The 21,747-nt window shown below is 68.9% G+C and carries 25 protein-coding genes and 2 tRNA genes; 14 read left to right on the forward strand and 13 right to left on the reverse strand.

Features of this window, described 5'->3' with window-relative positions; translation table 11 throughout:
• Positions 1–50: 50 nt before the first annotated feature.
• From dinB to OL358_RS13205, 3 genes are read left to right on the forward strand one after another with little or no spacing between them, the layout of a single operon-like run.
• Positions 51–1,316: a DNA polymerase IV gene (gene dinB / locus OL358_RS13195; RefSeq protein ID WP_264710529.1), complete on the forward strand. Its 1,266-nt coding sequence runs from the start codon at positions 51–53 to the stop codon at positions 1,314–1,316.
• Positions 1,317–1,348: 32 nt separating this feature from the next.
• On the forward strand, positions 1,349–1,669 hold the full coding sequence (locus OL358_RS13200; RefSeq protein WP_264710530.1) for a hypothetical protein: 321 nt from the start codon (positions 1,349–1,351) through the stop codon (positions 1,667–1,669).
• Entirely contained in the window at positions 1,644–2,237 is a 594-nt protein-coding gene (locus OL358_RS13205; RefSeq protein ID WP_264710531.1) for a hypothetical protein, read from the forward strand. Before OL358_RS13200 ends, OL358_RS13205 begins: the two co-directional genes overlap by 26 nt.
• Before the next feature lie 10 nt (positions 2,238–2,247).
• On the opposite strand, the gene OL358_RS13210 is transcribed toward OL358_RS13205, so the two are convergent.
• Genes OL358_RS13210 through OL358_RS13220 form a run of 3 tightly spaced genes read right to left on the reverse strand, consistent with a single transcriptional unit; the run spans position 2,248 to position 3,388 of the window.
• On the reverse strand, positions 2,248–2,739 hold the full coding sequence (locus OL358_RS13210; protein WP_264710532.1) for a DUF2017 domain-containing protein: 492 nt from the start codon (positions 2,737–2,739) through the stop codon (positions 2,248–2,250).
• Complete coding sequence (gene clpS, locus OL358_RS13215; RefSeq protein WP_264710533.1) at positions 2,736–3,050, reverse strand: ATP-dependent Clp protease adapter ClpS; 315 nt, start codon at positions 3,048–3,050, stop codon at positions 2,736–2,738. The genes OL358_RS13210 and clpS overlap by 4 nt, the downstream gene beginning before the upstream one ends.
• Positions 3,041–3,388: a metallopeptidase family protein gene (locus tag OL358_RS13220; protein ID WP_413631677.1), complete on the reverse strand. Its 348-nt coding sequence runs from the start codon at positions 3,386–3,388 to the stop codon at positions 3,041–3,043. The genes clpS and OL358_RS13220 overlap by 10 nt, the downstream gene beginning before the upstream one ends.
• Positions 3,389–3,605: 217 nt before the next feature.
• On the opposite strand from OL358_RS13220, the gene OL358_RS13225 reads away from it, so the two are divergent.
• Positions 3,606–3,911: a hypothetical protein gene (locus OL358_RS13225; RefSeq protein WP_264710535.1), complete on the forward strand. Its 306-nt coding sequence runs from the start codon at positions 3,606–3,608 to the stop codon at positions 3,909–3,911.
• 129 nt (positions 3,912–4,040) lie between these two features.
• Here the strand turns inward: OL358_RS13225 and OL358_RS13230 are convergent.
• From OL358_RS13230 to OL358_RS13240, 3 genes are all read right to left on the reverse strand, one after another.
• A tRNA-His gene (locus tag OL358_RS13230) sits at positions 4,041–4,116 on the reverse strand.
• Between the two features lie 37 nt (positions 4,117–4,153).
• Positions 4,154–4,780, reverse strand: a complete 627-nt coding sequence (gene orn, locus OL358_RS13235; protein WP_264710536.1) for an oligoribonuclease — start codon at positions 4,778–4,780, stop codon at positions 4,154–4,156.
• Positions 4,781–4,843: 63 nt separating this feature from the next.
• A tRNA-Arg gene (locus OL358_RS13240) sits at positions 4,844–4,916 on the reverse strand.
• A gap of 108 nt (positions 4,917–5,024) precedes the next feature.
• On the opposite strand from OL358_RS13240, the gene OL358_RS13245 reads away from it, so the two are divergent.
• Entirely contained in the window at positions 5,025–5,237 is a 213-nt protein-coding gene (locus OL358_RS13245; RefSeq protein ID WP_264710537.1) for a methyltransferase, read from the forward strand.
• Between the two features lie 32 nt (positions 5,238–5,269).
• Here OL358_RS13245 and OL358_RS13250 read toward each other — a convergent pair whose 3' ends face one another.
• Positions 5,270–5,896, reverse strand: coding sequence for a YczE/YyaS/YitT family protein (locus tag OL358_RS13250; protein WP_264710538.1), 627 nt, complete (start codon positions 5,894–5,896; stop codon positions 5,270–5,272).
• A gap of 61 nt (positions 5,897–5,957) precedes the next feature.
• Here OL358_RS13250 and OL358_RS13255 point away from each other — a divergent pair, with 61 nt between their 5' ends.
• Positions 5,958–7,382, forward strand: coding sequence for a PLP-dependent aminotransferase family protein (locus OL358_RS13255; RefSeq protein ID WP_264710539.1), 1,425 nt, complete (start codon positions 5,958–5,960; stop codon positions 7,380–7,382).
• A gap of 2 nt (positions 7,383–7,384) precedes the next feature.
• Here OL358_RS13255 and OL358_RS13260 read toward each other — a convergent pair whose 3' ends face one another.
• A complete protein-coding gene (locus OL358_RS13260; protein ID WP_264710540.1) occupies positions 7,385–7,639 on the reverse strand; it encodes a hypothetical protein in 255 nt (84 codons plus the stop codon).
• A gap of 224 nt (positions 7,640–7,863) precedes the next feature.
• Here OL358_RS13260 and OL358_RS13265 point away from each other — a divergent pair, with 224 nt between their 5' ends.
• The 4 genes from OL358_RS13265 to OL358_RS13280 all read left to right on the forward strand — a co-directional run bounded on the left by OL358_RS13265 (position 7,864) and on the right by OL358_RS13280 (position 11,236).
• The gene (locus tag OL358_RS13265; protein WP_264710541.1) at positions 7,864–8,373 is read left to right on the forward strand and encodes a single-stranded DNA-binding protein; all 510 of its coding nucleotides are present in this window, start codon (positions 7,864–7,866) and stop codon (positions 8,371–8,373) included.
• Positions 8,374–8,416: 43 nt separating this feature from the next.
• Positions 8,417–8,941: a DUF6993 domain-containing protein gene (locus OL358_RS13270; RefSeq protein WP_264710542.1), complete on the forward strand. Its 525-nt coding sequence runs from the start codon at positions 8,417–8,419 to the stop codon at positions 8,939–8,941.
• Between the two features lie 104 nt (positions 8,942–9,045).
• On the forward strand, positions 9,046–10,725 hold the full coding sequence (gene ettA / locus OL358_RS13275) for an energy-dependent translational throttle protein EttA (RefSeq protein WP_264710543.1): 1,680 nt from the start codon (positions 9,046–9,048) through the stop codon (positions 10,723–10,725).
• On the forward strand, positions 10,718–11,236 hold the full coding sequence (locus OL358_RS13280) for an acyl-CoA thioesterase (protein WP_264710544.1): 519 nt from the start codon (positions 10,718–10,720) through the stop codon (positions 11,234–11,236). Before ettA ends, OL358_RS13280 begins: the two co-directional genes overlap by 8 nt.
• A 4-nt stretch (positions 11,237–11,240) precedes the next feature.
• Here the strand turns inward: OL358_RS13280 and OL358_RS13285 are convergent, their stop codons facing one another.
• Positions 11,241–12,098, reverse strand: coding sequence for an acyl-CoA thioesterase (locus OL358_RS13285; protein ID WP_264711018.1), 858 nt, complete (start codon positions 12,096–12,098; stop codon positions 11,241–11,243).
• Between the two features lie 101 nt (positions 12,099–12,199).
• On the opposite strand from OL358_RS13285, the gene OL358_RS13290 reads away from it, so the two are divergent.
• The gene (locus OL358_RS13290) at positions 12,200–12,877 is read left to right on the forward strand and encodes a hypothetical protein (RefSeq protein WP_264710545.1); all 678 of its coding nucleotides are present in this window, start codon (positions 12,200–12,202) and stop codon (positions 12,875–12,877) included.
• Between the two features lie 24 nt (positions 12,878–12,901).
• On the opposite strand, the gene OL358_RS13295 is transcribed toward OL358_RS13290, so the two are convergent.
• The 4 genes from OL358_RS13295 to pepN all read right to left on the reverse strand — a co-directional run bounded on the left by OL358_RS13295 (position 12,902) and on the right by pepN (position 18,783).
• Positions 12,902–14,572 carry an FAD-binding dehydrogenase gene (locus OL358_RS13295; RefSeq protein ID WP_264710546.1) on the reverse strand — a complete coding sequence of 557 codons (1,671 nt, stop codon included), beginning with the start codon at positions 14,570–14,572 and terminating at the stop codon, positions 12,902–12,904.
• A gap of 51 nt (positions 14,573–14,623) precedes the next feature.
• Positions 14,624–15,094, reverse strand: coding sequence for a globin (locus OL358_RS13300; protein ID WP_264710547.1), 471 nt, complete (start codon positions 15,092–15,094; stop codon positions 14,624–14,626).
• Positions 15,091–16,170: a mechanosensitive ion channel family protein gene (locus tag OL358_RS13305; RefSeq protein ID WP_264710548.1), complete on the reverse strand. Its 1,080-nt coding sequence runs from the start codon at positions 16,168–16,170 to the stop codon at positions 15,091–15,093. Before OL358_RS13305 ends, OL358_RS13300 begins: the two co-directional genes overlap by 4 nt.
• A 66-nt stretch (positions 16,171–16,236) precedes the next feature.
• Positions 16,237–18,783, reverse strand: coding sequence for an aminopeptidase N (gene pepN, locus OL358_RS13310; RefSeq protein ID WP_264710549.1), 2,547 nt, complete (start codon positions 18,781–18,783; stop codon positions 16,237–16,239).
• A gap of 141 nt (positions 18,784–18,924) precedes the next feature.
• On the opposite strand from pepN, the gene OL358_RS13315 reads away from it, so the two are divergent.
• The 3 genes from OL358_RS13315 (at position 18,925) to OL358_RS13325 (ending at position 21,747) form a co-directional block, all read left to right on the forward strand.
• Positions 18,925–20,124: a ferrochelatase gene (locus OL358_RS13315; RefSeq protein WP_264710550.1), complete on the forward strand. Its 1,200-nt coding sequence runs from the start codon at positions 18,925–18,927 to the stop codon at positions 20,122–20,124.
• 71 nt (positions 20,125–20,195) lie between these two features.
• The gene (locus OL358_RS13320; RefSeq protein WP_264710551.1) at positions 20,196–20,741 is read left to right on the forward strand and encodes a ribose-5-phosphate isomerase; all 546 of its coding nucleotides are present in this window, start codon (positions 20,196–20,198) and stop codon (positions 20,739–20,741) included.
• Positions 20,742–20,748: 7 nt separating this feature from the next.
• Positions 20,749–21,747, forward strand: a complete 999-nt coding sequence (locus OL358_RS13325) for an Fpg/Nei family DNA glycosylase (RefSeq protein WP_264710552.1) — start codon at positions 20,749–20,751, stop codon at positions 21,745–21,747.

The following is a 21,747-nucleotide window of genomic DNA, read 5'->3' on the forward strand; positions in this document are numbered from 1 at the left end:
GTGCTCTCCCAGAGCGCGGCGCCGTCGGTGGTTCGGGGGAGAATCGAGTCATGGGACGCGGTGACGGCACAGGGCGACTGGTCTCCGCCGACGATGCGGACGACGCAGGAACCGGCATCCTCCACGTCGACATGGACGCGTTCTACGCGTCGGTCGAGCAACTCGACGACCCTTCGCTTCTCGGCAAGCCCATCATCGTCGGCGCGCCCGACGGTCGGTCGGTCGTCTCGAGCGCGTCGTACGAGGCGCGCCGGTTCGGCGTGCGGTCCGCGATGCCCGTCGGACAGGCTCTGCGGCTGTGTCCGACCGCGATCGTCGTCCTTCCGCACTTCGACCGCTATCTCGAGCTCTCCGCCCAGGTGATGGGCATCTTCCGCGATGTCACGCCGCTCGTCGAGCCGCTGTCGATCGACGAGGCGTTCCTCGACGTACGCGGCGTCCGGCGCCTGTGGGGAAGTCCGGGTGTCATCGCCCGTGCCCTGCGCGCCCGGCTGAGGGAGGAGACCGGCCTCGTCTGCAGCGTCGGCGTCGCGGCGACCAAGCATGTCGCCAAGATGGCGTCCACCCTCAGCAAGCCGGACGGCCTGCTCATCGTCGCCGAGTCGGGCACCGAGGCGTTCCTCCGGCCGCAGTCGGTGCGGGCGCTGTGGGGGGTGGGTCCGAAAGCGGCGGAGTCGCTGCAGGGCCGCGGCATCCGCACCGTCGCCGATGTTCTCGACACCCCTCGCGAGGTTCTCGACAGGGCGCTCGGGCGGGCCATGGGGGAGCGAATCTGGCACCTCGCGCGCGGGATCGACCATCGCGAGGTCGACACGTCGCGCGTCGAGAAGAGCGTCGGCCACGAAGAGACGTTCCACGAAGACATCGCCGATCCGATCATTCTCCGAGCGGAGCTGAGGCGTCTGGCCGACCGGGTGGGGGCACGACTGCGCGCCGGCGGCTGGGAGGCCTCCACGATCGCGATCAAGGTGCGCTTCGCCGACTTCAGCACGATCTCCCGCTCGCAGACCCTTCCGGAGCCGACGGCGGTCGGTCAGCGGATCGGCGATGCCGCGCACGAGCTGTTCGAGTCCGTCGAGCGACCCCTTCCCGTGCGCCTGATCGGTGTGCGGGCCGAGAGGCTGCAAGGCGCCGGCTCCGCCCCGCTCGCGCTGTGGGATGACGACCAGGAGTGGCGCCGGATCGAAGACGCTCTCGATGGTGCGGCCGCCCGCTTCGGACGCGGCGCAGTCACCCGCGCGACACTGCTCGGCGCCGCACGAGGCGGAGGCACCCTCCCGTCGAACCCGCCCGCGCCGAAGCTCGATCAGGGCTGACACCGGCAGGTCACGACGGGTAGCGTGGTGACATGCCCAACATCGCACTCGAACTCGGTCAGCAGTCCGCGTCCTTCGGCGTCACGAGCGCCTACGGCGAGCAGCAGGATGTCGACGGCATCCGGGTGATCCCGGTCGCGTTCACGTGGTCGGGCTTCGGCGGCGGATCCGACGAGGCCGGCAACGGCGGTGGCGGTGGCGGGGGCTGGTCCGTGCCGCTGGGCGCTTACATCCGCCGCGGCGATGATCTCCGCTTCGAGCCGAACGTCGTGTCGATGCTCGCCGTGGCGATTCCGTTCGTCTTCTTCGCCGGTCGCGCGCTCAGCCGTGTCATCCGCGCCCTCAAGAAGTAACTCCGGTCCGGTCGCACACGCACTCGACGCCGCGGCGTCGAGCCTCATCGTCGCGATCAGGGAGCTTGCGGCGGCGAATCCGGTGGTTCTCATCGATGGCCGCAGCGGCGCCGGAAAGACGTCGCTCGCGAAGACGCTCGTTGCGCGCTGGCCGCTGGCGGGACGTGTGCAGCTCGTCGCTCTCGATTCGATCTACCCCGGATGGGATGGTCTGGACGCCGGCGTCGCCCTCGCGCGCGAGCAGGTGCTTGCGCCGCACGCGCGGGGCCTGGTCGGCGTGTGGCAACGGTGGGATTGGGAAGTCGGCGCGCCGGCCGAGGCGCACGCCGTGGATCCGTCGCTGCCGCTCGTGGTCGAGGGGTCCGGCGTCCTGACGGCTGAGACCCGCCGGCTGGGTGACGTGCGGGTGTGGCTCGAGTCGCCCGCGCGCTCCCGCCGTGACCGCGCGCTCGCTCGTGACGGCGACAGCTATCGGCCTCACTGGGACCGCTGGGCACGCCAGGAGGTGGCTCACGTCGACCGCGACGGGCCGGCGCGACTCGCGACACACGTCTTCGACGTCCCGTGACGGGCTCTGATCAGTCGGAGCCGTCGACGGCCTTCACCAGTCCGTCCAGGCGGTAGCCGAGCCAGTCGTAGATTCCGAACCGCGGATCGTCGGCGTCGTGGTCGTCGATGTCGTCGATGCCCAGGCGTGTGGCGAGCACGAGCCGGATGGCGGCGAGCGTTCGGAGCCACGCTGCGACGGCGGGATCATCGAGCGGTATCGCGACGGTCTCCCGCAGGGCAGGGTCATCAGGGTCTTCCGAGATGTCGGATGCCGCCTCCAGCGTCGCGAGCATGGCTGCGGCGTCGTCACGGCGTCGGTCCAGGAGGTCGCTCTCGGTCAGCTCGCGGAACTCCCGCGCCGCGTCGGCATCCTCGTAGGCATCGGGGGTGAGGCGCTCGATGGCAGGATCGCCGTCCGCTGTCTCGGCGCCGTCGACCAGGTCGGCGAACTGGGCGACCAGGCCGGTGAGATGCGCGGCTTCGATCCTCGTCAGTTCGAGGGCGATGATCCGCCCGTTCACGCGGGAGCCTGTCGGACCGTGGCCCACAGCCCGTAGTCGTGCATGGCGCGCGCGTGCAGCTCCATCTGCTCACGGGCGCCCTCGGCGACGATGGCGTGCCCGTCGTTGTGCACGGTCAGCATCAGGCGCTCCGCGTCCTCGCGTGCCAAGCCGAAGTACTCGCGGAAGACGTGTGCGACGTAGCTCATCAGGTTGACGGGGTCGTCCCACACCACGGTCTGCCACGGGCGCTGCGACACCGGCAGGGCGTTGGCAGACGCGTCACGCTCGGTATCGAGGTCGGGCGCCGCGAGCGGAACCATCACGCCCACCCCAGCTCGTGCAGCCGGTCGTCATCGATCCCATAGAAATGCGCGATCTCGTGGACCAGCGTCGTGTGCAGTTCGTCGCGCAGTTCGTCCGCGGTCTCGCACACCGCGAGATGGGACTCGCGGTAGACGATGATGCGATCGGGGAGTTCTCCGACGCCGTACCTGTCGCGCTCGGTGAGGGCCCAGCCGTCGTACAGGCCGAGAAGATCGAGGCTGCCGTCTTCAGGGCGGTCTTCGACCACGAACACGACGTTGTCGAGCCCCTCGACCATGTCGTCGGGGAGGAGATCGAGTTCGTCGATCACGAGTTGCTCGAAGGCCGCGGCATCCATCTCCATCATGATGCCTCGCTTCTCCGCCGGTGGGTCGCGATTCTCGCGGTTTCAAGCGGCTTGCCCGGGTATCGGCGGGAACCGCCCACCCCCACCGCCGACATCACCAGCGTACCCGCGGCCGGCTACGTCCCTCGACGTGTCACCGCGGTCCTCCGCGCCGCGGCTGACGACCCCGTCACGTCAGGAGAGGGAGTCCCGGCTGCGGGAGAGACGCTTCGCCATGACCGCACCGATCACGTTCACGAGCACCGCGTACCCGGCCAACGCTGCGATCAGCACCCCGATGACGACGCGCCCGTCACCCTCGACGCCGCACCCCTTCCGATCGGTTCGACAGCTCAGCGGCTCGAATCTCGTACTCGTGCTGAGCGGTCACCTTCTGGTCGTCCCAGTCCGCATGATCTCGGGCGATATCAGCCAGGTTCAGGGCGGCGGTGGGTTCGTACCCGAGGTTCGACCAGTACCTGCGCGAGCGTCGGGTCTTTCTCCTGACGGCGGCGATGCTGTCTTTGTCTGGCGTCTCTGACACTGTTCCTCCCATAAGAGGGAGTGCGGAGTCACCCGATTCATGACGCGCACGACGAATGACGCGCACGACGTGCGGAAAGATCCGATGCGGAGTCGATCCATGTTCCCGTGACCATCGGGAACTACTTGGGGTGAGTAACGGGGCTCGAACCCGCGACATCGGCCACCACAAGGCCGCGCTCTACCAACTGAGCTATACCCACCATGTCTCCCGCATGAGCGGGCAACCAGAAGATTCTCTCACACGTTGGACGTGAACGACGAAACGGCTGCCGCCGCGGCCGCACGCGCGCCGTCGCTGGTGGGACCGGGCTCGGGGACGAAGACGGCCTGGCGATAGTACGCGAGCTCGCGAATCGATTCGAGGATGTCAGCGAGGGCGCGATGGCCGCCGTCCTTCGCAGGAGCGTGAATGTACGCGCGGGGATACCAGCGGCGTGAGAGCTCCTTGATGCTCGACACATCGACGTTGCGGTAGTGGAGCCAGTGGTCGATGCGCGGCATGTACTTCGCGATGAACATGCGATCGGTGCCGATGGTGTTGCCGGCCAGCGGAGCCTTGCCCTCCAGGGGAACGAACTGCTGGATGTACTCGAGGGCCTGGAACTCGGCATCCGCCACACTGACACCGTGCGGGATCTCGTCGAGCAGCCCCGATTTCGCGTGCATCTTCGTCACGAACTCGTTCATGTTGGCCAGCGCAGACGCATCGGGCTTGATGACCACCTGGAACCCCGGATGCATCGGCCGCAACTCGAAGTCTGTGACGACGACGGCGATCTCGACGAGTTCGTCGACCGCCAGGTCGAGACCGGTCATCTCGCAGTCGATCCAGACAAGTCGGTCGTTTTCAGGTGCCCCCACCATGCGCTCCATCCTATTGACGGCCCCGGACGCCGTCTGTTCGGCACGGGCGCCGACGGCCAAATGCCCCCCCGGGAGGATTCGAACCCCCGACCTTGCGGGTAGAAACCGCTCGCTCTGTCCCCTGAGCTACGGAGGGAAGGGTGAGAGAACAGGCTATCGGTTCGCGTGGCCGGTCGTCGAAGGCTGGCGTACGGCGCGCAGGCGGCGTAGCGTCAGCAGCGGACGCACCGAAAGGAGTTCGCTCATGAGCACCACGGAGACGCACCACCCCCTCTGGGTCGCATACGGCCAGTCGGGAGTCGTCGGCAGCATTCGCAAGGACGACGACGGCTACACCGTGACGATGGCCGGAGCCGACGGATCGGCCGGAAGCTATCCCTCGATGGAGATCGCGAAGAGCGCGCTCCACTCTCGCATGACTCCAGGGAGTGATTGGCCGCAGTTCCGGGAGCATTGACACCCGGGAGCGGTCGAGAACTCGTCAGACCGTCAGTCGCTTGAAGCGACGACCTCGCGGGGTGCGCGACTCGCATCGACGACCCCGCGTCGCGTGTCGAGCAGCGGAAGCGCGATATGCACGAGCGGGCCGATGAGGAACGCGAACAGGACGGTGCCGATCCCCACCGTGCCGCCGAGGAGCCAGCCGATCGAGAGAACGGTGAGCTCTACGAGCGCGCGACAGGTCCAGATGGGCCATCCGAGTCGCTTGTGCATGCCGGTCATCAATCCGTCACGCGGCCCGGGCCCGAAGTGCGCGCCGATGTAGAGACCTGAGGCGAGAGCAACGACGAGGATGCCGCCGAGCAGGACCGCGAACTGCGCGAGAGTCCCCGAAACGGGGGGGAATATCGAGAGGACGACTTGCATGCTCGTCCCGACCAGCAGGATGTTCGCGATCGTTCCGACGCCGGGCTTCTGACGCAGCGGGATCCAGAGGAGGAGAACGAAGAACCCGAGGATGTTGGCGACCCAGCCGATGCCGATTCCGGTGTGGATGGAGATGCCCTCGGCCAGCACAGTCCAGGGATCGACGCCCAGCCCGGCCTGCACGGTCATCGCACAGCCCACGCCGTAGAGGACGAGACCGATGAGCAGCTGGATGACGCGACGAACCATGCAACCATCCAATCGCAGGATTGGCTTGGCTGGAACAGTCCAATGTGCGTAATCTGGCCCCATGGACTCTCGGATCTCCGCGCGTGCGCTGGCAGCGGCGCTGGGCGGGTGGCGTACGCGCGAGCCGGCGTATGAGGCACTGGCGGACAGCATCCGCCTGCTGTGCCTCGACAACAGACTCGCGCCCCGCACCGCACTGCCCGCCGAGCGCGAGCTCGCGAGCGCGCTGCGGCTCAGCCGGAGCACGGTTGCCGCCGCGTACCGCAGTCTGCGCGAGACGGCGCACATCGCGAGCCTTCGCGGATCGGGCAGTGTCACTCTGCCCCTGCAGCGCCGGGATCCTGGACGCACCGTCGCCGTCGAGGGAATGATCGACCTGCAGCAGGCGAGTCCGCCGGCGTGGCCCGGTCTTGCCGGGGTCATGAGCCAGGTCGCGGCGGGCGCTGCCGCGCTCGTGTCGCGGGTGGGCTACGACGTGCTCGGAAGCCTCGAGCTTCGCGAGGCGATCGCCGCGCACTACGAGCGGCGCGGGATTCCCACCAGCCCGGCCGAGGTATTGGTCACGACCGGTGCACAGAGCGCGATCCATCTGGTGGCATCCGTGCTGCTGGGGCGTGGGGACCGCGTCGTGGTCGAGACGCCGACGTACCCGCACGCCGTCGATGCGCTGCGGCGATCCGGAGCTCGCCTGGTAGGGGTTCCCGTGACGACCGACGCCGGATGGGACGTGGACCGTGCAGAGCAGGCGTTCGCACGCACCCTGCCGGTGATGGCCTACCTCATGCCTGACTTCCAGAACCCGACGGGTCGCTCGATGGAGTCGAGCGAGCGGGACGCGTTCCTCTTGGCGGCCGAACGTGCGGGGTCGATGCTCGTGCTGGATGAGACCACGGCGGATCTCGACATCGATCGCGGGCCGGCGCCGGCGGGATTCGTCGGCGCGGACCCTGCCGGGGTCGTGAGGATCGGATCGCTGGGCAAGACGGTGTGGGGCGGGCTCCGCGTGGGGTGGATCCGGGCCGAAGGGGACCTCGTGCGCCGTTTCGTCGCCGCACGCCCCGCGCACGATCTGGGCACTCCGGAGTTTGAGCAGGCGGTCGCGACGGCGCTCTTCGACGACTTCGCGGTCATCGCCGCCCAGCGTTCCGCACTGCTTCGCGCCGGGCGGGATGCTCTCACCACCGCGCTTCGCAGCAGCCTCCCGTCGTGGCGCGTCCCGCACGCTGCCGGTGGCGTCTCGCTCTGGATCGAGCTTGACGCCCCGTTGAGCTCTGCTCTCGTGATGGATGTGCGGGCGAAGGGGGTGCTGCTCTCGGCCGGACCGCGATTCTCGGTGGACGGGGGGCACGACCGTCACCTTCGCGTGCCCTTCACCGCCCCTCCTGACGAGGCGGTGCGAGCCGTGCGGCTTCTCGCGGAGTCCTGGGAGCGGGTCAAAGCGGGCGTTCCGGTCTCGCTCGTGGATCAGTTCGAGTCGATCGTCTGATCTCACCGCGCGAACCTCAGACAGTCGAGCGCGTCCGACAGGCTCCAGAAATCGCCGAGGTCGAGAAAGGCGCGAGATGTGGCATGGAAGCGCCGGGCGCGATACTGGATGGCGCCGCCCTTCGCGAGTGCCTGGAGGTGCCCGATGACGACTCCGCGTCGGTCGACGACGCGCCACAATGAGGGGGCGGCTTCGAGGAGGCGCACGGGGACGCCGGATGGGATCTTCGGCGGTGCGATCGTCGGGGTGTCGGTCATCGTCATGGTGTAACTCCCTTCGATTCGAACATATGTGCGACCTCCGACATCGATCGTGATCCGGTTCCTCCCCAGACGCGCACGTCGGGCGGGCATCCTCAGTTCCCGGTGGCTCGGCCCGAGCGGACGCCTGCGCACGCCAGATTCGACTCACCGCCGGCGCTCGACGGGCACTCGAGCGCCGGCGGGTCCGGGGAGGGTCCTCGGAGGCAGGAGGAGAAGAAGTGAATGACACGATCACGATCACGGGGAATCTGGCGAACGACCCCGAACTCAAGCACACGCAGGACGGACTCGTCATCGCGTCCTTCCGTGTGGGCAGCGGACGACGCAGGTTCGACAAACCGTCGAACGCGTGGGTCGACGCCGGCACCAACTGGTACGCCGTCTCGGCGTTTCGTAGTCTCGGCGAGCACGTGCACGCGTCACTGCGCCGCGGGGACCGCGTGGTGCTGACGGGTCGCCTGAGGATTCGCAGCTGGGAGAACGGCACCGCTCGCGGCACTGCGGTCGAGATCGAGGCAGACGCGATCGGTCACGACCTGATGTGGGGGACGACCGTGTTCACGAAGGTCGCGCGCGCATCCGCGCCCGTACCGGAAGAGGCGTGGGAGCCCACGAACGAGGGGGCCGATGCGTGGGCGGCACCCGGCAATCCGGCGCCGTCGTCCGCTTCACCGAGCGCCGAGGAGCCGCGCCCGCTGGCGCTCGTCGGCACTGAAACGCCGTTCTGAGCTCACAGCGGGCGCTCGGGGTAGCGGGACCTATACTCGCTCCGTGGCCCGATACCCCGAGCGATTCCCGCCTTCACGCGCCGCTCGCGGATACGCCGCCGCGCTGATCGCAGCACTCGCCCTCACCGTTGCCGGCTGCACGGTCGCGCCACCGGTCGGGCCATCGGCGAGCCCCGATCCGAGCGGCAGTCCGTCGGCGACGTCGACCCCGTCGCCATCGAGTACGGCGGCGAGCCCCGCGATCGTTCCGGATGGGAACGCGTACGACAACCTGCCGGTGTTCACGGCGGTCACCGAGCAGGTGTGGGCATCGGCCGATCGAGTGTCGGGGCGAGCCTATATCGACGCTCTCGTCCGCGCGGGCTTCGACAAGTCGGCGATGGAGGTGACAGCCGACCTCACCACGATCGGCAATCCCGTGGAGAGCATCCAGTTCTCCGTGCAATGGGGCGAGCAGTGCCTCGTCGGACAGGTGGGTCCCACAACGGGTGATCCCGTCACCGTCGTCATGCCGGTCGTCCCGGAGGACGGTTGCCTCGTCGCAGAGACGCGCGCAATCGACTGGTGAGTCTCCCCCCGGCGACGCCGAGCCTGACGTCGCCGCTGCGCCATCTCACGGCCGGTAGGCTGGGACGCTGACGTCGTCACGGTTTAGGAGAACGTTCACTCGATATGGCTGAATACATCTACTCGATGGTCCGCGCCCGCAAAGCGGTCGGTGACAAGCTCATCCTGGACGACGTCACCATGGCGTTCCTCCCCGGCGCGAAGATCGGCATGGTCGGTCCGAACGGCGCCGGCAAGTCGACGATCCTGAAGATCATGGCCGGACTGGATGCTCCCTCCAACGGCGAGGCGAAGCTGAGCCCGGGGTTCTCCGTCGGGATCCTCATGCAGGAGCCGGAGCTCGACGAGACCAAGACGGTTCTCGAGAACATCCAGGACGGCATCGCGATCAAGGCGAAGGTCGACCGCTTCAACGAGATCTCGGGCCTCATGGCCGACCCCGACGCCGACTTCGACGCCCTGCTCGCCGAGATGGGTGCGCTGCAGGAGGAGATCGACGCCGCCGACGCGTGGGACCTCGACTCGCAGCTGGAGCAGGCCATGGACGCCCTCCGCACGCCTCCCGGCGACGCCGAGATCGGTCCGCTGTCGGGCGGCGAGAAGCGCCGTGTGGCGCTCACGAAGCTCCTGCTGCAGAAGCCCGACCTTCTGCTCCTCGACGAGCCCACCAACCACCTCGACGCCGAGAGCGTGCTGTGGCTCGAGCAGCACCTTCAGAAGTACACCGGCGCCGTGATCGCGATCACGCACGATCGGTACTTCCTCGACAACGTCGCCGAATGGATCGCCGAGGTCGACCGCGGTCGCCTCATCGGCTACGAGGGCAACTACTCCACCTATCTCGAGAAGAAGGCCGAGCGCCTCGCCGTGCAGGGCAAGAAGGACGCGAAGCTCGCGAAGCGCCTTGCCGACGAACTGGAGTGGGTGCGCTCGAACGCCAAGGGGCGTCAGGTCAAGTCGAAGGCACGCCTCGCGCGCTACGAGGAGATGGCGGCCGAGGCCGAGCGCACGCGCAAGCTCGACTTCGACGAGATCCAGATCCCACCGGGCCCGCGACTGGGCAGCATCGTGATCGAGGCCAAGAAGCTCCAGAAGGGCTTCGACGGACGCTCCCTCATCGACGGGCTGACCTTCAGCCTCCCGCCGAACGGCATCGTCGGCGTCATCGGCCCCAACGGCGTCGGCAAGACGACCCTGTTCAAGACCATCGTGGGGCTCGAGCCGCTCGACGGCGGCGACCTCAAGGTCGGCGAGACCGTCAAGATCAGCTACGTCGACCAGTCGCGGTCCAGCATCGACCCGAACAAGACCCTGTGGGAGGTCGTGTCCGACGGGCTCGACATCATCACGGTCGGAAAGATCGAGATCCCCTCGCGGGCCTATGTGTCGAAGTTCGGTTTCAAGGGCCCGGACCAGCAGAAGAAGGCCGGCGTGCTCTCCGGTGGCGAGCGCAACCGCCTGAACCTCGCGCTCACGCTCAAGGAGGGCGGCAACCTGCTGCTCCTCGACGAGCCCACCAACGACCTCGACGTCGAGACGCTGCAGTCGCTGGAGAACGCGCTGCTCGAGTTCCCCGGCTGTGCCGTCGTGATCACGCACGACCGGTGGTTCCTCGACCGCATCGCGACACACATCCTGGCCTACGAGGGCACCGACGAGGCGCCCGACAAGTGGTACTGGTTCGAGGGCAACTTCGAGGCGTACGAAGAGAACAAGATCGAGCGCCTCGGCCCCGAGGCCGCCAAGCCGCATCGCTCCGCCTACCGCAAGCTCACTCGTGACTGACGCCGCAGGCGACCTCCGAGTCGGCCCCGGCCGGCGCCTCCACATCCCCATCCACCTGCGGTGGGGAGACCTCGACGCGTTCAACCACGTCAACAACACCGCGATGCTGAAACTGCTCGAGGAGGCCCGCGTACGCGCGTTCTGGCTGCCTCAGCCCGGCGAGGTCGCCCCCGACACCGCGGTCCTCGAATCGAGCATCCATAGCGGCGTGCTCACGCTGATCGCGCGACAGGAGATCGAGTACCTGGCGCCGGTGCCGTACCAGCGGCATCCGCTCGACGTCCAGATGTGGTTCGGCAAGCTCGGCGGCTCGAGCATCGAGGTCTGCTACGACGTGTGCAGCCCGGTCGAGACCGCCGGCGACAGCGGGCAGACGGTCTACGCGCGCGCCACGACGGTCGTCGTGAAGGTGGATGCCGAGTCCGGGCGTCCGCTGCGCCTCTCCACCACGGAGCGCGACGCCTGGGCGCCCTACCTCGGCGAGTCCATCGAGTACGCGCACCGACGCTGACGCCTCACGCGAGCGGGTCTCCCTGGGGAATGCGCACCATGATCTCCTGAGCCACGCTGGCCAGCAGGGTGCCGTCTTCGGCGTAGACCCGTCCGGTCGCCAATCCGCGCCCGCCCCGCGCGCTCGGCGACTCCTGGACGTACAGCATCCACTCGTCCACCCGCCCGAAACGGTGCCACCACATCGCGTGGTCCAGGCTCGCCACCTTCAGCCCGCGCATCGCCCACGGGATGCCGTGCGCCCGGAGGATCGATTCCTGGATCGTCAGATCGCTGAGGTACGCCAGCGCGGCACGATGGATCGCCGGATCGTCGGGGATCGGCCGGCGGACCTTCATCCACACCGCCTGGCTGGGCGCTCTGTCGCCCTCGACCGACAGGTAGATCGGCGACGGGACGTGCCGCAGATCGACCGGACGGTCGGTGAACAGGCGCTTCGACATCGGATGCAGGCCCTTCAGGTGCGCCTCGATGTCGGGCAGATCATCGGGGCGGGGCACGCCGTCGGGCATAGACGCCTGGTGTTCGATTCCCGGGTCCTCGTCCTGGAACGACGCGATCATCGAGAAGATCGGCACGCCCTCCTGAAACGCCTGCGTGCGTCGGGTCGAGAACGAACGCCCGTCATGGATGCGATCCACGGCGAACGTGATCCCCTTCGCCGAGTCGCCCGGGCGCAGGAAGTATCCGTGCATCGAATGGACTGTGCGGCCCTCGGGAATGGTCCGCTCCGCAGCGATGATCGACTGCGCGAGCACCTGCCCGCCGTAGACCCGGCCGAGCGGCATCGACTGCGATTCGCCGGTGAAGATGTCCTCCGTCGTGCGCGCATCCGACCCCGCGAGATCGAGCACGGACAGCATCGAGGCCACGGGGTCGGGATCGGGCTCCCAGTCGACCTGGTCCACGGATCTCCCTTCCCGGGGCCCACGCCCCCATCGCTCCGCTTGGTAGCTTAGAGGCGATGTCCCCCCGCCTTCTGCTCGCCGACGCCGAGTCCGCCGCCGACGCGCTGACCTTCGCCGGTCGCGCGGACCGCTTCACCGACGAACCGGTCCGGCTGCAGGCGAACGGGGGAGTGCTCGTCATGACGGCGGCTCCGCTCGCACCGCGGGGCATCGGGGATGCCACCCCGACGGTGCTCGCGATGCGAACCCTGGGAGCGGACCCCGAGCTGGTGTGCGACCTCGTGGTCGAGGCATCCGCCCTCAGCGCCGCGCCCGACGATGCGACCGCCGTGCAGCTGCCCGAGACGGCGCTTTCACCCGCGTGGGCCGGCATCGCTCCGCCCCGGTCGGGGTGGACCGCTCGCGGCGGCGTCGACGCGTCGCAGCTGGCCGCCAGAGCGCAGGGAGGCATCGCACGCGTCGCCGAGGCGGTGCCGACGGACGCGGGCGAGGACGTCGTCCGCGCGATCCGCGCGGCCGTGTGGGGCGCGCCCGACGCGGAGCTCGAAGGACTTCCGCTCGGCGCGGCCTTCGCCGCGATGAGCATGGGATTCATCAGCGGCGCCGAGACCGCTCGCGTGTTCACGAGCGGTCCGTGGACCCGTGTGAGCCTCGATCGCGGTCATGTCATCGTGCGCGGGCCCGTCGCCGTAGGACTCACCGCCGTGCGGCGCACCGGTACGTCCGCCCCCTGACCTGCGGGTCCCCGCGCGAGGCGCTCAGACGGCGCCGGCGGCCGCCCGACCCGCAGTCCGGCCGGAGAACAGGCATCCGCCGACGAACGTGCCCTCGAGTGCACGGTAGCCATGCACGCCGCCGCCGCCGAAGCCGCTCGCTTCCCCCGCCGCGTACAGGCCGGGGATCGGTTCGCCGCTCTCGCCGAGCGCGCGGCCCGCCAAGTCGGTCTCGATCCCGCCGAGCGACTTGCGCGTGAGCACGTGGAGCTTCACCGCGATCAGCGGCCCGGACTTCGGGTCGAGGATGCGGTGAGGGTTCGCCGTGCGGATCAAGCGATCGCCGCGGTACGAGCGCGCCGAGCGCAGCATCGCGATCTGCGCGTCCTTCGTGAAGTCGTTGTCGATCTCGCGATCACGCGCCTCGACCTCGAACCGCACGCGTTCCCCGTCGAGCACGTCGCCGCCCGGGAGCGCCCGCATTCCGGTGATCAGTTCGTCCAGGGTGTCGCGCACGACGAAATCGGCGCCCTTGTCCATGAACGCCTGAACGGGTCCGGCAGCGCCCTTCCCGAGCCGCGACTTCGCGAGCAGGCGCACGTCCTTGCCGGTCAGATCGGGGTTCTGCTCGCTTCCCGAGAGGGTGAACTCCTTCTCGATGATCTGCTGCGAAAGAACGAACCACGAGTGGTCGTGCCCGGTCGCGCGCAGGTGGGCGAGCGTCCCGAGCGTGTCGAAGCCGGGAAAGAGGGGCACGGGCAGTCGGGTGCCGGTCGCGTCGAGCCACACGGATGAGGGCCCGGGAAGGATGCGGATGCCGTGATCAGGCCAGACCGGATCCCAGTTCTGGATGCCCTCGACGTAGTGCCACATGCGGTCGCCGTTGATGAGCCGCGCGCCGGCGGCCTCCGACACGCCCTGCATCGAGCCGTCGACGTACGCGGGCACACCGGCCACCATGGTGGCGGGAGCCGTGCCGAGCCGCTCCGGCCATGCGCGGCGGACGAGCTCGTGGTTGCCGCCGATGCCGCCCGACGAGACGATCGTCGCACCCGCCGTGATCGCGAACGACCCGACGACCTCACGCGAGGATGCGACGCCGCGGGCGGCGCCCGAGGGTGCGAGGATCTCGCCCTCTGCGCCCGTGACGGCTCCGTTCGTGAGGGTCAGCGCGGTGACGCGGTGGCGCGGCAGGATCGTGATGCGGCCTTGGCCTTCGCCGGCCTCGACGGAGGCCTGGAACGGCGCGACGATTCCCGGGCCCGTTCCCCACGTGATGTGGAACCGGGGGACGGAGTTGCCGGGACCGGTCGCCGTGTACCCGCCCCGCTCGGCCCACCCCACGACCGGGAAGAATCCGACCCCCTTCTCCTTCAGCCAGGCGCGCTTCTCCTGATGTGCGAACTGCAGGTAGGCCTCCGCCCAGCGCCGGGGCCACAGATCCTCCTCGCGGTCGAACGCGGCGTTGCCGAACCAGTCCTGGCGAGCGAGCTCGATCGAATCCTTGATCCCCATCCGGCGCTGCTCCGGCGAGTCGATGAAGAACAGTCCGCCGAAGGACCACCAGGCCTGTCCGCCGAGGTTCGAGCGGGGCTCCTGGTCGACGATCACGACGCGCTTCCCTGCGGCGACGGCCTCGGAGGCGGCCACGAGACCGGCGAGGCCCCATCCGATCACGAGGACGTCCGTGGTGTGCGTGGTGGGGTCTGCGGGCATGTCGACTCCTTTGTCGAGGGGGTGGGGGGATGGGGTGGGGTGGGAAGCGGGTCAGTCAGCGGGCGGGACGGCGGTGACGGAGAGCGACGGACCGGATGCCGCATCCCGCCCGCCCGAAGCAGGGCCGATGCCGCTCGGCTCGAACGTGTTCACCATCGCATGCGCGGCGCGCTGCAGATAGTCCCACAGCGTGGCCTCGTGCAGCGGCGAGAGATGGAGCTCGTCGACCGCCACGCGCATGTGTGCGAGCCAGCGGTCGCGCGCATCCGGATTGACGTGGAAGGGTGCGTGGCGCATCCGCAGGCGCGGGTGACCCCGTTGCTCGCTGTAGGTCGTCGGGCCGCCCCAGTACTGCTCGAGGAAGCCGGTGAGCCGCTCCTTGGCGGGACCGAGGTCCTCCTCGGGATACATCGGTCGCAGCACGTCGTCGTCGGCGACGCCGCGGTAGAACGCGTCGACCAGGCGCACGAATGCGTCGTGACCGCCGATCTCGTCGTAGAAGCTCAGGGGAACGGCGCTCACGGCGTCGCCTCCGGCTCGTCGCCCGTCTCGGGCGCGGTCTTGGACGTGCGTTTGGGCTTCCACACGGGCCGGGACGCCGCGGGCGGCGGCGCGACGGGCGTCGGCTTGGTCTTGGGCGGGTTCGCTCCGCGTACGCGCTGGGCGCCCTCGATGCCCGTCGGCATGATCGTGTTCAGTGCGGGCAGCGTGATGCCCGCCTCATCGAGCGCCTTCTTCACCCGCATCCGGAGCTCGCGCGCGACGTCGTCCTTCGCGTTGGCGCGCGTCTTCATCACGAGTCGGATGACCAGCGCATCGCCCGAGATCGACTCGAGGCCCCACACCTCGGGCTGTTCGAGGATGCGGGTGCGCCACTTCGCGTCCTTCGCGAGCGCGCGCGCCGTGTCGAGCAGGATCTTCTCGACCTCGTCGATGTCGGCATCCACCGGGATCGACAGATCGATGATGACCCGCGACCAGCCCTGCGACAGGTTGCCGATACGGGTGATCTCGCCGTTGCGCACGTACCAGAGCGTGCCGTTGACATCGCGCACATGGGTCACGCGCACGCTGACGTACTCCACGATTCCCGACGCGAGGCCGAGATCGACGACGTCGCCGATGCCCACCTGGTCCTCGGCCACGATGAAGATGCCGTTGAGCACGTCCTTGACGATGTTCTGCGCGCCGAAGCCGAGGCCTGCGCCGATCGCGGCGGTCAGGAGCGTCAGCGATCCCAGCGCGGTGGGAGCCAGAACGTTGATGATGAGGAGAATGGCCACGATCGCGACCGTGACGCCGACGATGTTCTGAAGGATCGACCCGAGGGTGCGCGTGCGCTGGACGAGCCGCACCGACGCGAGCGGCGATCGCTCGAGCGCCTGGGTGTCATCGACATTGGCCTTCGACTTCGCCCCGCTGACGATGCGGTTCACCACTCTGTGGATCACGATGCGGAGGATCCACGTGATGATGAGCGCGCCGACGATGATGCCGGCGACGGTGAGCGCGTTCCAGCCCGCCTTCGCGAGGAACCCCAGGAACTCGGTCCACAGCGTGGGCGCGGCGGGATCGGTGGAAGTGGAGAGGGGCATCATCGTGTCGATCCTAACGACGGATGCCTCGGTCCCACCTGAACGCGGGGCCGAGGCATCCGATCACGACTACTGCGCGTCGCGCTCCTGCACGGAGAGGGCGCGCTCGACGCCGGCGAGGTTCTCTGCGACGAGACGCCGCAGCGCCGGAGCGGCATCGGCGTGGGTCTCGAGCCAGCCGCGCGTGGCGTCGCGCAGCGCGAGGTTCGCGAGCGGCGACGGGTACAGCCCGAAGATCAGGTACTCGGCGATCTTGTAGCTGCGCGACTCCCAGATCGGCAGGAGCGCGGCGAAGTACGGCTCGACGTACGAGCCGAGCAGGTCGCGTCCCGCAGGATGCACGAAGCCGAGCGCGGCGGAGCGCACGATCGTGTTGGGCAGGTCGTCCTGATCGACGAGCGACGACCAGGCGGCGGCCTTCGCCTCGGCGGTCGGGAGTGCGGCCTTCGCCTGTGCGGCGAACTCACCGCCCTTCGCGGTGTTGTCGGCGGCGAGCGCCGCATCGATGTCGTCGCCGGTCACGACGCCTCCCGCGGCGAGACCCACGAGCAGCTGCCACGAGAGGTCGGTGTCGATGTCGAGTCCGGAGAACGACACCTCGCCCTCGCGCACGCGGCGAACATTCTCCCACTGCGCAGGCGTCGCCGCCGCGCTCGCGAAGGCGGTGACGAACTGCAGCTGGCTGTCGCTGCCCGCCTCGGCGCCCTCGGCCAGCGACCACAGGGCGTCGGCGACCTTCTGACGGGTGACGTCGCGCTTCTCGGGTGCGACATACGCGTTGGCGGCGAGCAGCAGCTGTGCGAGCGTGGTGCGCACGGTCGTCGACTCGGTCTCGGAGCCGATGTTGCGCAGCACGAGGTCGACGTAGTCGGAGGCGGACGCCTCGGCATCGCGCGTCTGATCCCAGGCCGCACCCCACACGAGCGAGCGGGCGAGCGGATCGCTGATCTTCGCGAGGTGGTCGATCGCCGTCTGCAGCGAGCGCTCGTCGAGCCGGATCTTCGCGTACGCGAGATCCTCGTCGTTGAGCAGCACGAGGTCGGGACGCTTCACTCCCTTGAGCGCGGGCATCTCAGTGAGGTCGCCGTCCACATCGAGCTCGACGTGATGCACGCGCACCAGGGTGTCGCCCTCGAGGGAGTAGAAGCCCACGCCGAGGCGGTGGGGACGGATGGTCGGGTAGTCGGCGGGAGCCGTCTGGACGATGGCGAAACGCGTGATGGTGCCGTCGACATCGGTCGCGATCTCGGGGGACAGGGTGTTGACTCCCGCGGTCTCGAGCCACTTCTTCGACCAGGTCGACAGCTCACGGCCGCTCGTGGTCTCGAGCTCTGAGAGCAGGTCGGAGAGCTCGGTGTTCGACCACTCGTGCTTCTTGAAGTACGCCGCGACACCCGCGAAGAACTGCTCGATGCCCACCCACGCGGCGAGCTGCTTGAGCACCGAACCGCCCTTGGCGTACGTGATGCCGTCGAAGTTGACCTGCACGTCCTCGAGATCGTTGATCTGAGCGACGACGGGGTGGGTGGAGGGGAGCTGGTCCTGGCGGTACGCCCAGGTCTTCTCCATCGCGTTGAACGTGGTCCAGGCCTCGGTCCATTCGGTGGCTTCGGCGGTCGCGATGGTCGACGCCCATTCGGCGAACGACTCGTTCAGCCACAGGTCGTTCCACCACTTCATCGTCACGAGGTCGCCGAACCACATGTGGGCGAGCTCGTGGAGGATCGTGACGACGCGACGCTCCTTCACGGCATCGGTGACCTTCGAGCGGAAGACGTAGCTCTCGGTGAACGTGACCGCGCCTGCATTCTCCATCGCGCCCGCGTTGAATTCGGGCACGAAGAGCTGGTCGTACTTCTCGAACGGGTACGCGTAGTCGAACTTGTCCTCGAAGTAGGTGAAGCCCTGACGCGTCTTCTCGAAGATGTAGTCGGCGTCGAGGTACTGCCACAGGCTCTTGCGGCCGTACACGCCGAGCGGGACGACGCGCCCGGAGGCGCTGGTCAGTTCGGAGAACGTGGCTTCGTACGGTCCGGCGATGAGGGCCGTGATGTAGGAGGAGATGCGGGGGGTGACGGGGAACGCCCACGTCGCCGTCCCATCGCCGTGATCCTGCGGCTCGGGCGTGGGGGAGTTGGACACGACCTTCCACGCCGCGGGCGCGGTCACGGAGAACCGGAAGGTCGCCTTCAGGTCGGGCTGCTCGAAGACGGCGAACATGCGCCGCGAGTCGGGCACCTCGAACTGCGAGTAGAGGTACGCCTCGCCGTCGACCGGGTCGACGAACCGGTGGAGTCCCTCGCCGGTGTTCGTGTAGAGGCAGTCGGCGTCGATGACGAGCTCGTTCTCGGCGGCGAGGCCGGTGAGCGCGATGCGCGAGTCGGCGAACGCGGTCGCCGGGTCGATGGCGCGACCGTTGAGCGTGATCTGGCGGATGTGGCGCGCGATCAGGTCGATGAAGGTATCGGCGCCGGCGGTGGCCGAGAAGCGGATGACAGTGCGCGACGCGAAGACCTCGGCACCCTTCGTCAGGTCGAGCACGACGTCGTACGAGTGCGTGTCGACGATGGCTCGGCGCTCTTGCGCCTCGATGCGGGTGAGGTTCTCTCCAGGCACTGCAATGCTCCCGTGGGTGTGGGTGGATACGGCGGGCACGGCGTTGATGACACCGGCGGCAACCGCTACAGCCTATTCCAGCCTCCGGTCCGGCGCGTCACCGATGAATCCCGGCGTCCCGGGCGGTGCGAGGATGGAGGAGTGATTTCGGCAGAAGACACCTCGGTCCCTTTCGCGTCGCCGGCCGCGGCATCCGGATCCCCCTTCGTGGAGGAGTCCGTCGCCTACGACGGGATTCTCCTCGCGGGCTTCGGCGGGCCGGAGGGGCAGGACGACGTGATCCCGTTCCTGCGGAACGTCACGCGTGGCCGCGGAATCCCCGACGAACGGCTCGAAGAGGTCGCCCACCACTACCGGCACTTCGACGGCATCAGCCCGATCAACGCCCAGAACCGCGCGCTCAAGGCGGCGCTGGAGGCGGAATTGGAGCGTCGGGGGATCGCCCTGCCCGTCTTCTGGGGCAACCGCAACTGGGCGCCGTATCTCGAGGAGGCGGTGACGGATGCCGCATCCTCCGGCCGCACCAACCTGCTGGCCCTCGCGACCAGCGCGTACTCCTCGTTCTCGAGCTGCCGGCAGTACCGCGAAGACTTCGCGCGCGTGCTCACCGACACCGGTCTCGCCGGCACCGTCACGATCGACAAGGTGCGGCAGTTCTTCGATCACCCCGGATTCGTTCAGCCGTTCGTCGACGGGGTGCGCGATGCGGTGGCGGGATTCCTTGCCGACGGCATCCCGCCGGAATCGGTGCGGGTGCTTTTCTCGACGCACAGCATTCCGACCGCCGATGCCGAGCGCTCGGGGCCCCGTGAGGGCGACCCCGCGCATCGAGACCTCGGCGAGGGCGGCGCCTATGCCGCGCAGCACCTCGCGGTCGCGGAGGTCGTGATGGCGGCCGTCGCAGCCGAGATCCCGTCCGCTGCGCGCATCGGCTGGGAGCTGGTCTACCAGAGCCGCTCCGGTCCGCCGAGCCAGCCGTGGCTCGAACCCGACGTCAACGACGTCATCGCCGATCTGCCGGGCGCCGGCGTCGCAGCCATCGCCATCGTGCCGCTGGGCTTTATGAGCGACCACATGGAGGTTCTCTGGGATCTCGACACGGAGGCGATGGATGCCGCCGCCGAGGTCGGCATCCGTGCCGTCCGCACGCAGACCCCCGGTGTCGATCCCGTGTTCGTCTCGGGGCTGATCGACCTCGTCGTCGAGCGCCTCGAGGGAACACCGGCCGTGGATCGGCCGCACGCGACGAACCTCGGACCCTGGTTCGACGTGTGCCGTCCGGCGTGCTGCGAGAACGTGCGCGCAGGCTTCAAGCCGGCCGCCGCCGGCATCGCGCCCTGACCCCCGGCATGGCCCCCTGACCGCCGTCACCCGCGCCGGAAGCCCCGGCGCCGCTCCCTAGGATGGTGCCCATGCGCATCCACATCGCGACCGACCACGCCGGCCTCGAGTTCTCCACGCAGCTGCAGCACCATCTGGCGGCCGCCGGCCACGAGGTGATCGACCACGGCCCCATCGAGTACGACGCGCTCGACGACTATCCGGCGTTCTGCATCCGCGCCGCCCAGGCTGTCGTGCGCGATCAGAGCGCGGGGATCGACGCCCTCGGGGTCGTCTTCGGCGGATCGGGCAACGGCGAGCAGATCGCGGCCAACAAGGTCGTCGGTGTGCGCGCGGCGCTCGCCTGGAGCATCGCGACCGCCGAGCTCGCACGCGAGCACAACGACGCGAACGTGATCGCGATCGGTGCACGCCAGCACACCTTCGACGAGGCGGCGACGTTCATCGACCGCTTCATCGCCACCCCGTTCTCGGGCGAGGAGCGTCATGCGCGCCGCATCGGCCAGCTCGCCGCCTTCGAGGAGGACGGCTCGTTGGAGCCGGACCCGCGTGCGAGCACCGGGCAGCCCGATGTGCTCGCCGCCGACGACAGCTCCTTCGACCCCGAGGCGGGCTGACCCGGCGATGCCCGAGGGTCACTCCGTCCACCGGATCGCCCGCCAGTTCGATCGGAACTTCGTCGGTCGCACAGTCGCGGCCTCGAGTCCGCAGGGGCGGTTCGTCGAAGGCGCGGCGCTGATCGACGGCCGCACCGCGACGGCGGTGAGGGCGGTCGGCAAGCAGATGTTCCTGGAGTTCGACGACGATCTCTGGCTGCGTGTGCATCTCGGCATGTACGGGGCGTGGGACTTCGCCGGTGAGATCCTCGTCGATCCCACCATCGCGTCGGCCAACGGCCGCATGGGACAGACGAACCAGCGCGGGACCGACCTCGTCGCACCGATCCTCGACTCCGCCGGCGAGAACTCGCTGACCTCGATCGGCGCCCCACGCAGGACCCGGGTCCATGTGCGGATGTCGGAGCAGACGACGGGACTCGCAGACGACGGCGATCAATGGCCGCCCGCGGTCGTCGGACAGGTGCGTCTGCGGCTGCTCACGCCCTCGACGGCGGCGGACCTGCGCGGGCCTACCGCGTGCGCACTCCAGACCCCCGACGAGGTCGCTGCGACGATCGCCAAGCTCGGGCCCGACCCCCTCGTCGACGACGTCGCGGAGGGCGAGGAGCGGTTCGCCGCGGTCGTCCGCCGCAAGCCCACGCCGATCGGGCTGCTGCTTATGGACCAGTCCGTCGTGAGCGGGATCGGTAACGTCTACCGCGCCGAGCTGCTCTACCGGGCCCGGCTGAACCCGCACACTCCGGGGCGCGATGTGCCCGAAGAGCTCGTGCGCGAGCTGTGGCGCGACTGGGTGCGACTCCTTGCGATCGGGGTCGAGACCGGCCAGATGATGACGATGGACGACCTGGCGCCCGACGCGTACCGCCAGGCGATGGCGAGCCGCGACGACCGGCACTGGGTCTATCACCGCGCGGGGCTGCCGTGTCGGGTGTGCGGCACCGAGATCGTCGTCGAGGAGGTCGCCACGCGCAAGCTGTACTGGTGCCCCTCGTGCCAGCGCTGA

Origin of the sequence: Microbacterium sp. SSM24 (assembly GCF_025989145.1) — a bacterium.
Lineage (GTDB): Bacteria > Actinomycetota > Actinomycetes > Actinomycetales > Microbacteriaceae > Microbacterium.

Bases quoted from the DNA above. Each gene is read 5' to 3' on its own strand.
- OL358_RS13325 (WP_264710552.1), top strand. From the start codon at position 20,749: ATGCCCGAGGGTCACTCCGTCCACCGGATCGCCCGCCAGTTCGATCGG.
- OL358_RS13305 (WP_264710548.1), bottom strand. From the start codon at position 16,170: ATGATGCCCCTCTCCACTTCCACCGATCCCGCCGCGCCCACGCTGTGG.
- dinB (WP_264710529.1), top strand. From the start codon at position 51: ATGGGACGCGGTGACGGCACAGGGCGACTGGTCTCCGCCGACGATGCG.
- OL358_RS13285 (WP_264711018.1), bottom strand. From the start codon at position 12,098: ATGCTGTCCGTGCTCGATCTCGCGGGGTCGGATGCGCGCACGACGGAG.
- orn (WP_264710536.1), bottom strand. From the start codon at position 4,780: ATGGTGGGGGCACCTGAAAACGACCGACTTGTCTGGATCGACTGCGAG.
- OL358_RS13220 (WP_413631677.1), bottom strand. From the start codon at position 3,388: ATGGAGATGGATGCCGCGGCCTTCGAGCAACTCGTGATCGACGAACTC.
- OL358_RS13225 (WP_264710535.1), top strand. From the start codon at position 3,606: ATGACCGCACCGATCACGTTCACGAGCACCGCGTACCCGGCCAACGCT.
- OL358_RS13245 (WP_264710537.1), top strand. From the start codon at position 5,025: ATGAGCACCACGGAGACGCACCACCCCCTCTGGGTCGCATACGGCCAG.
- OL358_RS13260 (WP_264710540.1), bottom strand. From the start codon at position 7,639: ATGACCGACACCCCGACGATCGCACCGCCGAAGATCCCATCCGGCGTC.
- OL358_RS13200 (WP_264710530.1), top strand. From the start codon at position 1,349: ATGCCCAACATCGCACTCGAACTCGGTCAGCAGTCCGCGTCCTTCGGC.
- OL358_RS13320 (WP_264710551.1), top strand. From the start codon at position 20,196: ATGCGCATCCACATCGCGACCGACCACGCCGGCCTCGAGTTCTCCACG.
- OL358_RS13290 (WP_264710545.1), top strand. From the start codon at position 12,200: ATGTCCCCCCGCCTTCTGCTCGCCGACGCCGAGTCCGCCGCCGACGCG.
- OL358_RS13255 (WP_264710539.1), top strand. From the start codon at position 5,958: ATGGACTCTCGGATCTCCGCGCGTGCGCTGGCAGCGGCGCTGGGCGGG.
- ettA (WP_264710543.1), top strand. From the start codon at position 9,046: ATGGCTGAATACATCTACTCGATGGTCCGCGCCCGCAAAGCGGTCGGT.
- OL358_RS13250 (WP_264710538.1), bottom strand. From the start codon at position 5,896: ATGGTTCGTCGCGTCATCCAGCTGCTCATCGGTCTCGTCCTCTACGGC.
- OL358_RS13295 (WP_264710546.1), bottom strand. From the start codon at position 14,572: ATGCCCGCAGACCCCACCACGCACACCACGGACGTCCTCGTGATCGGA.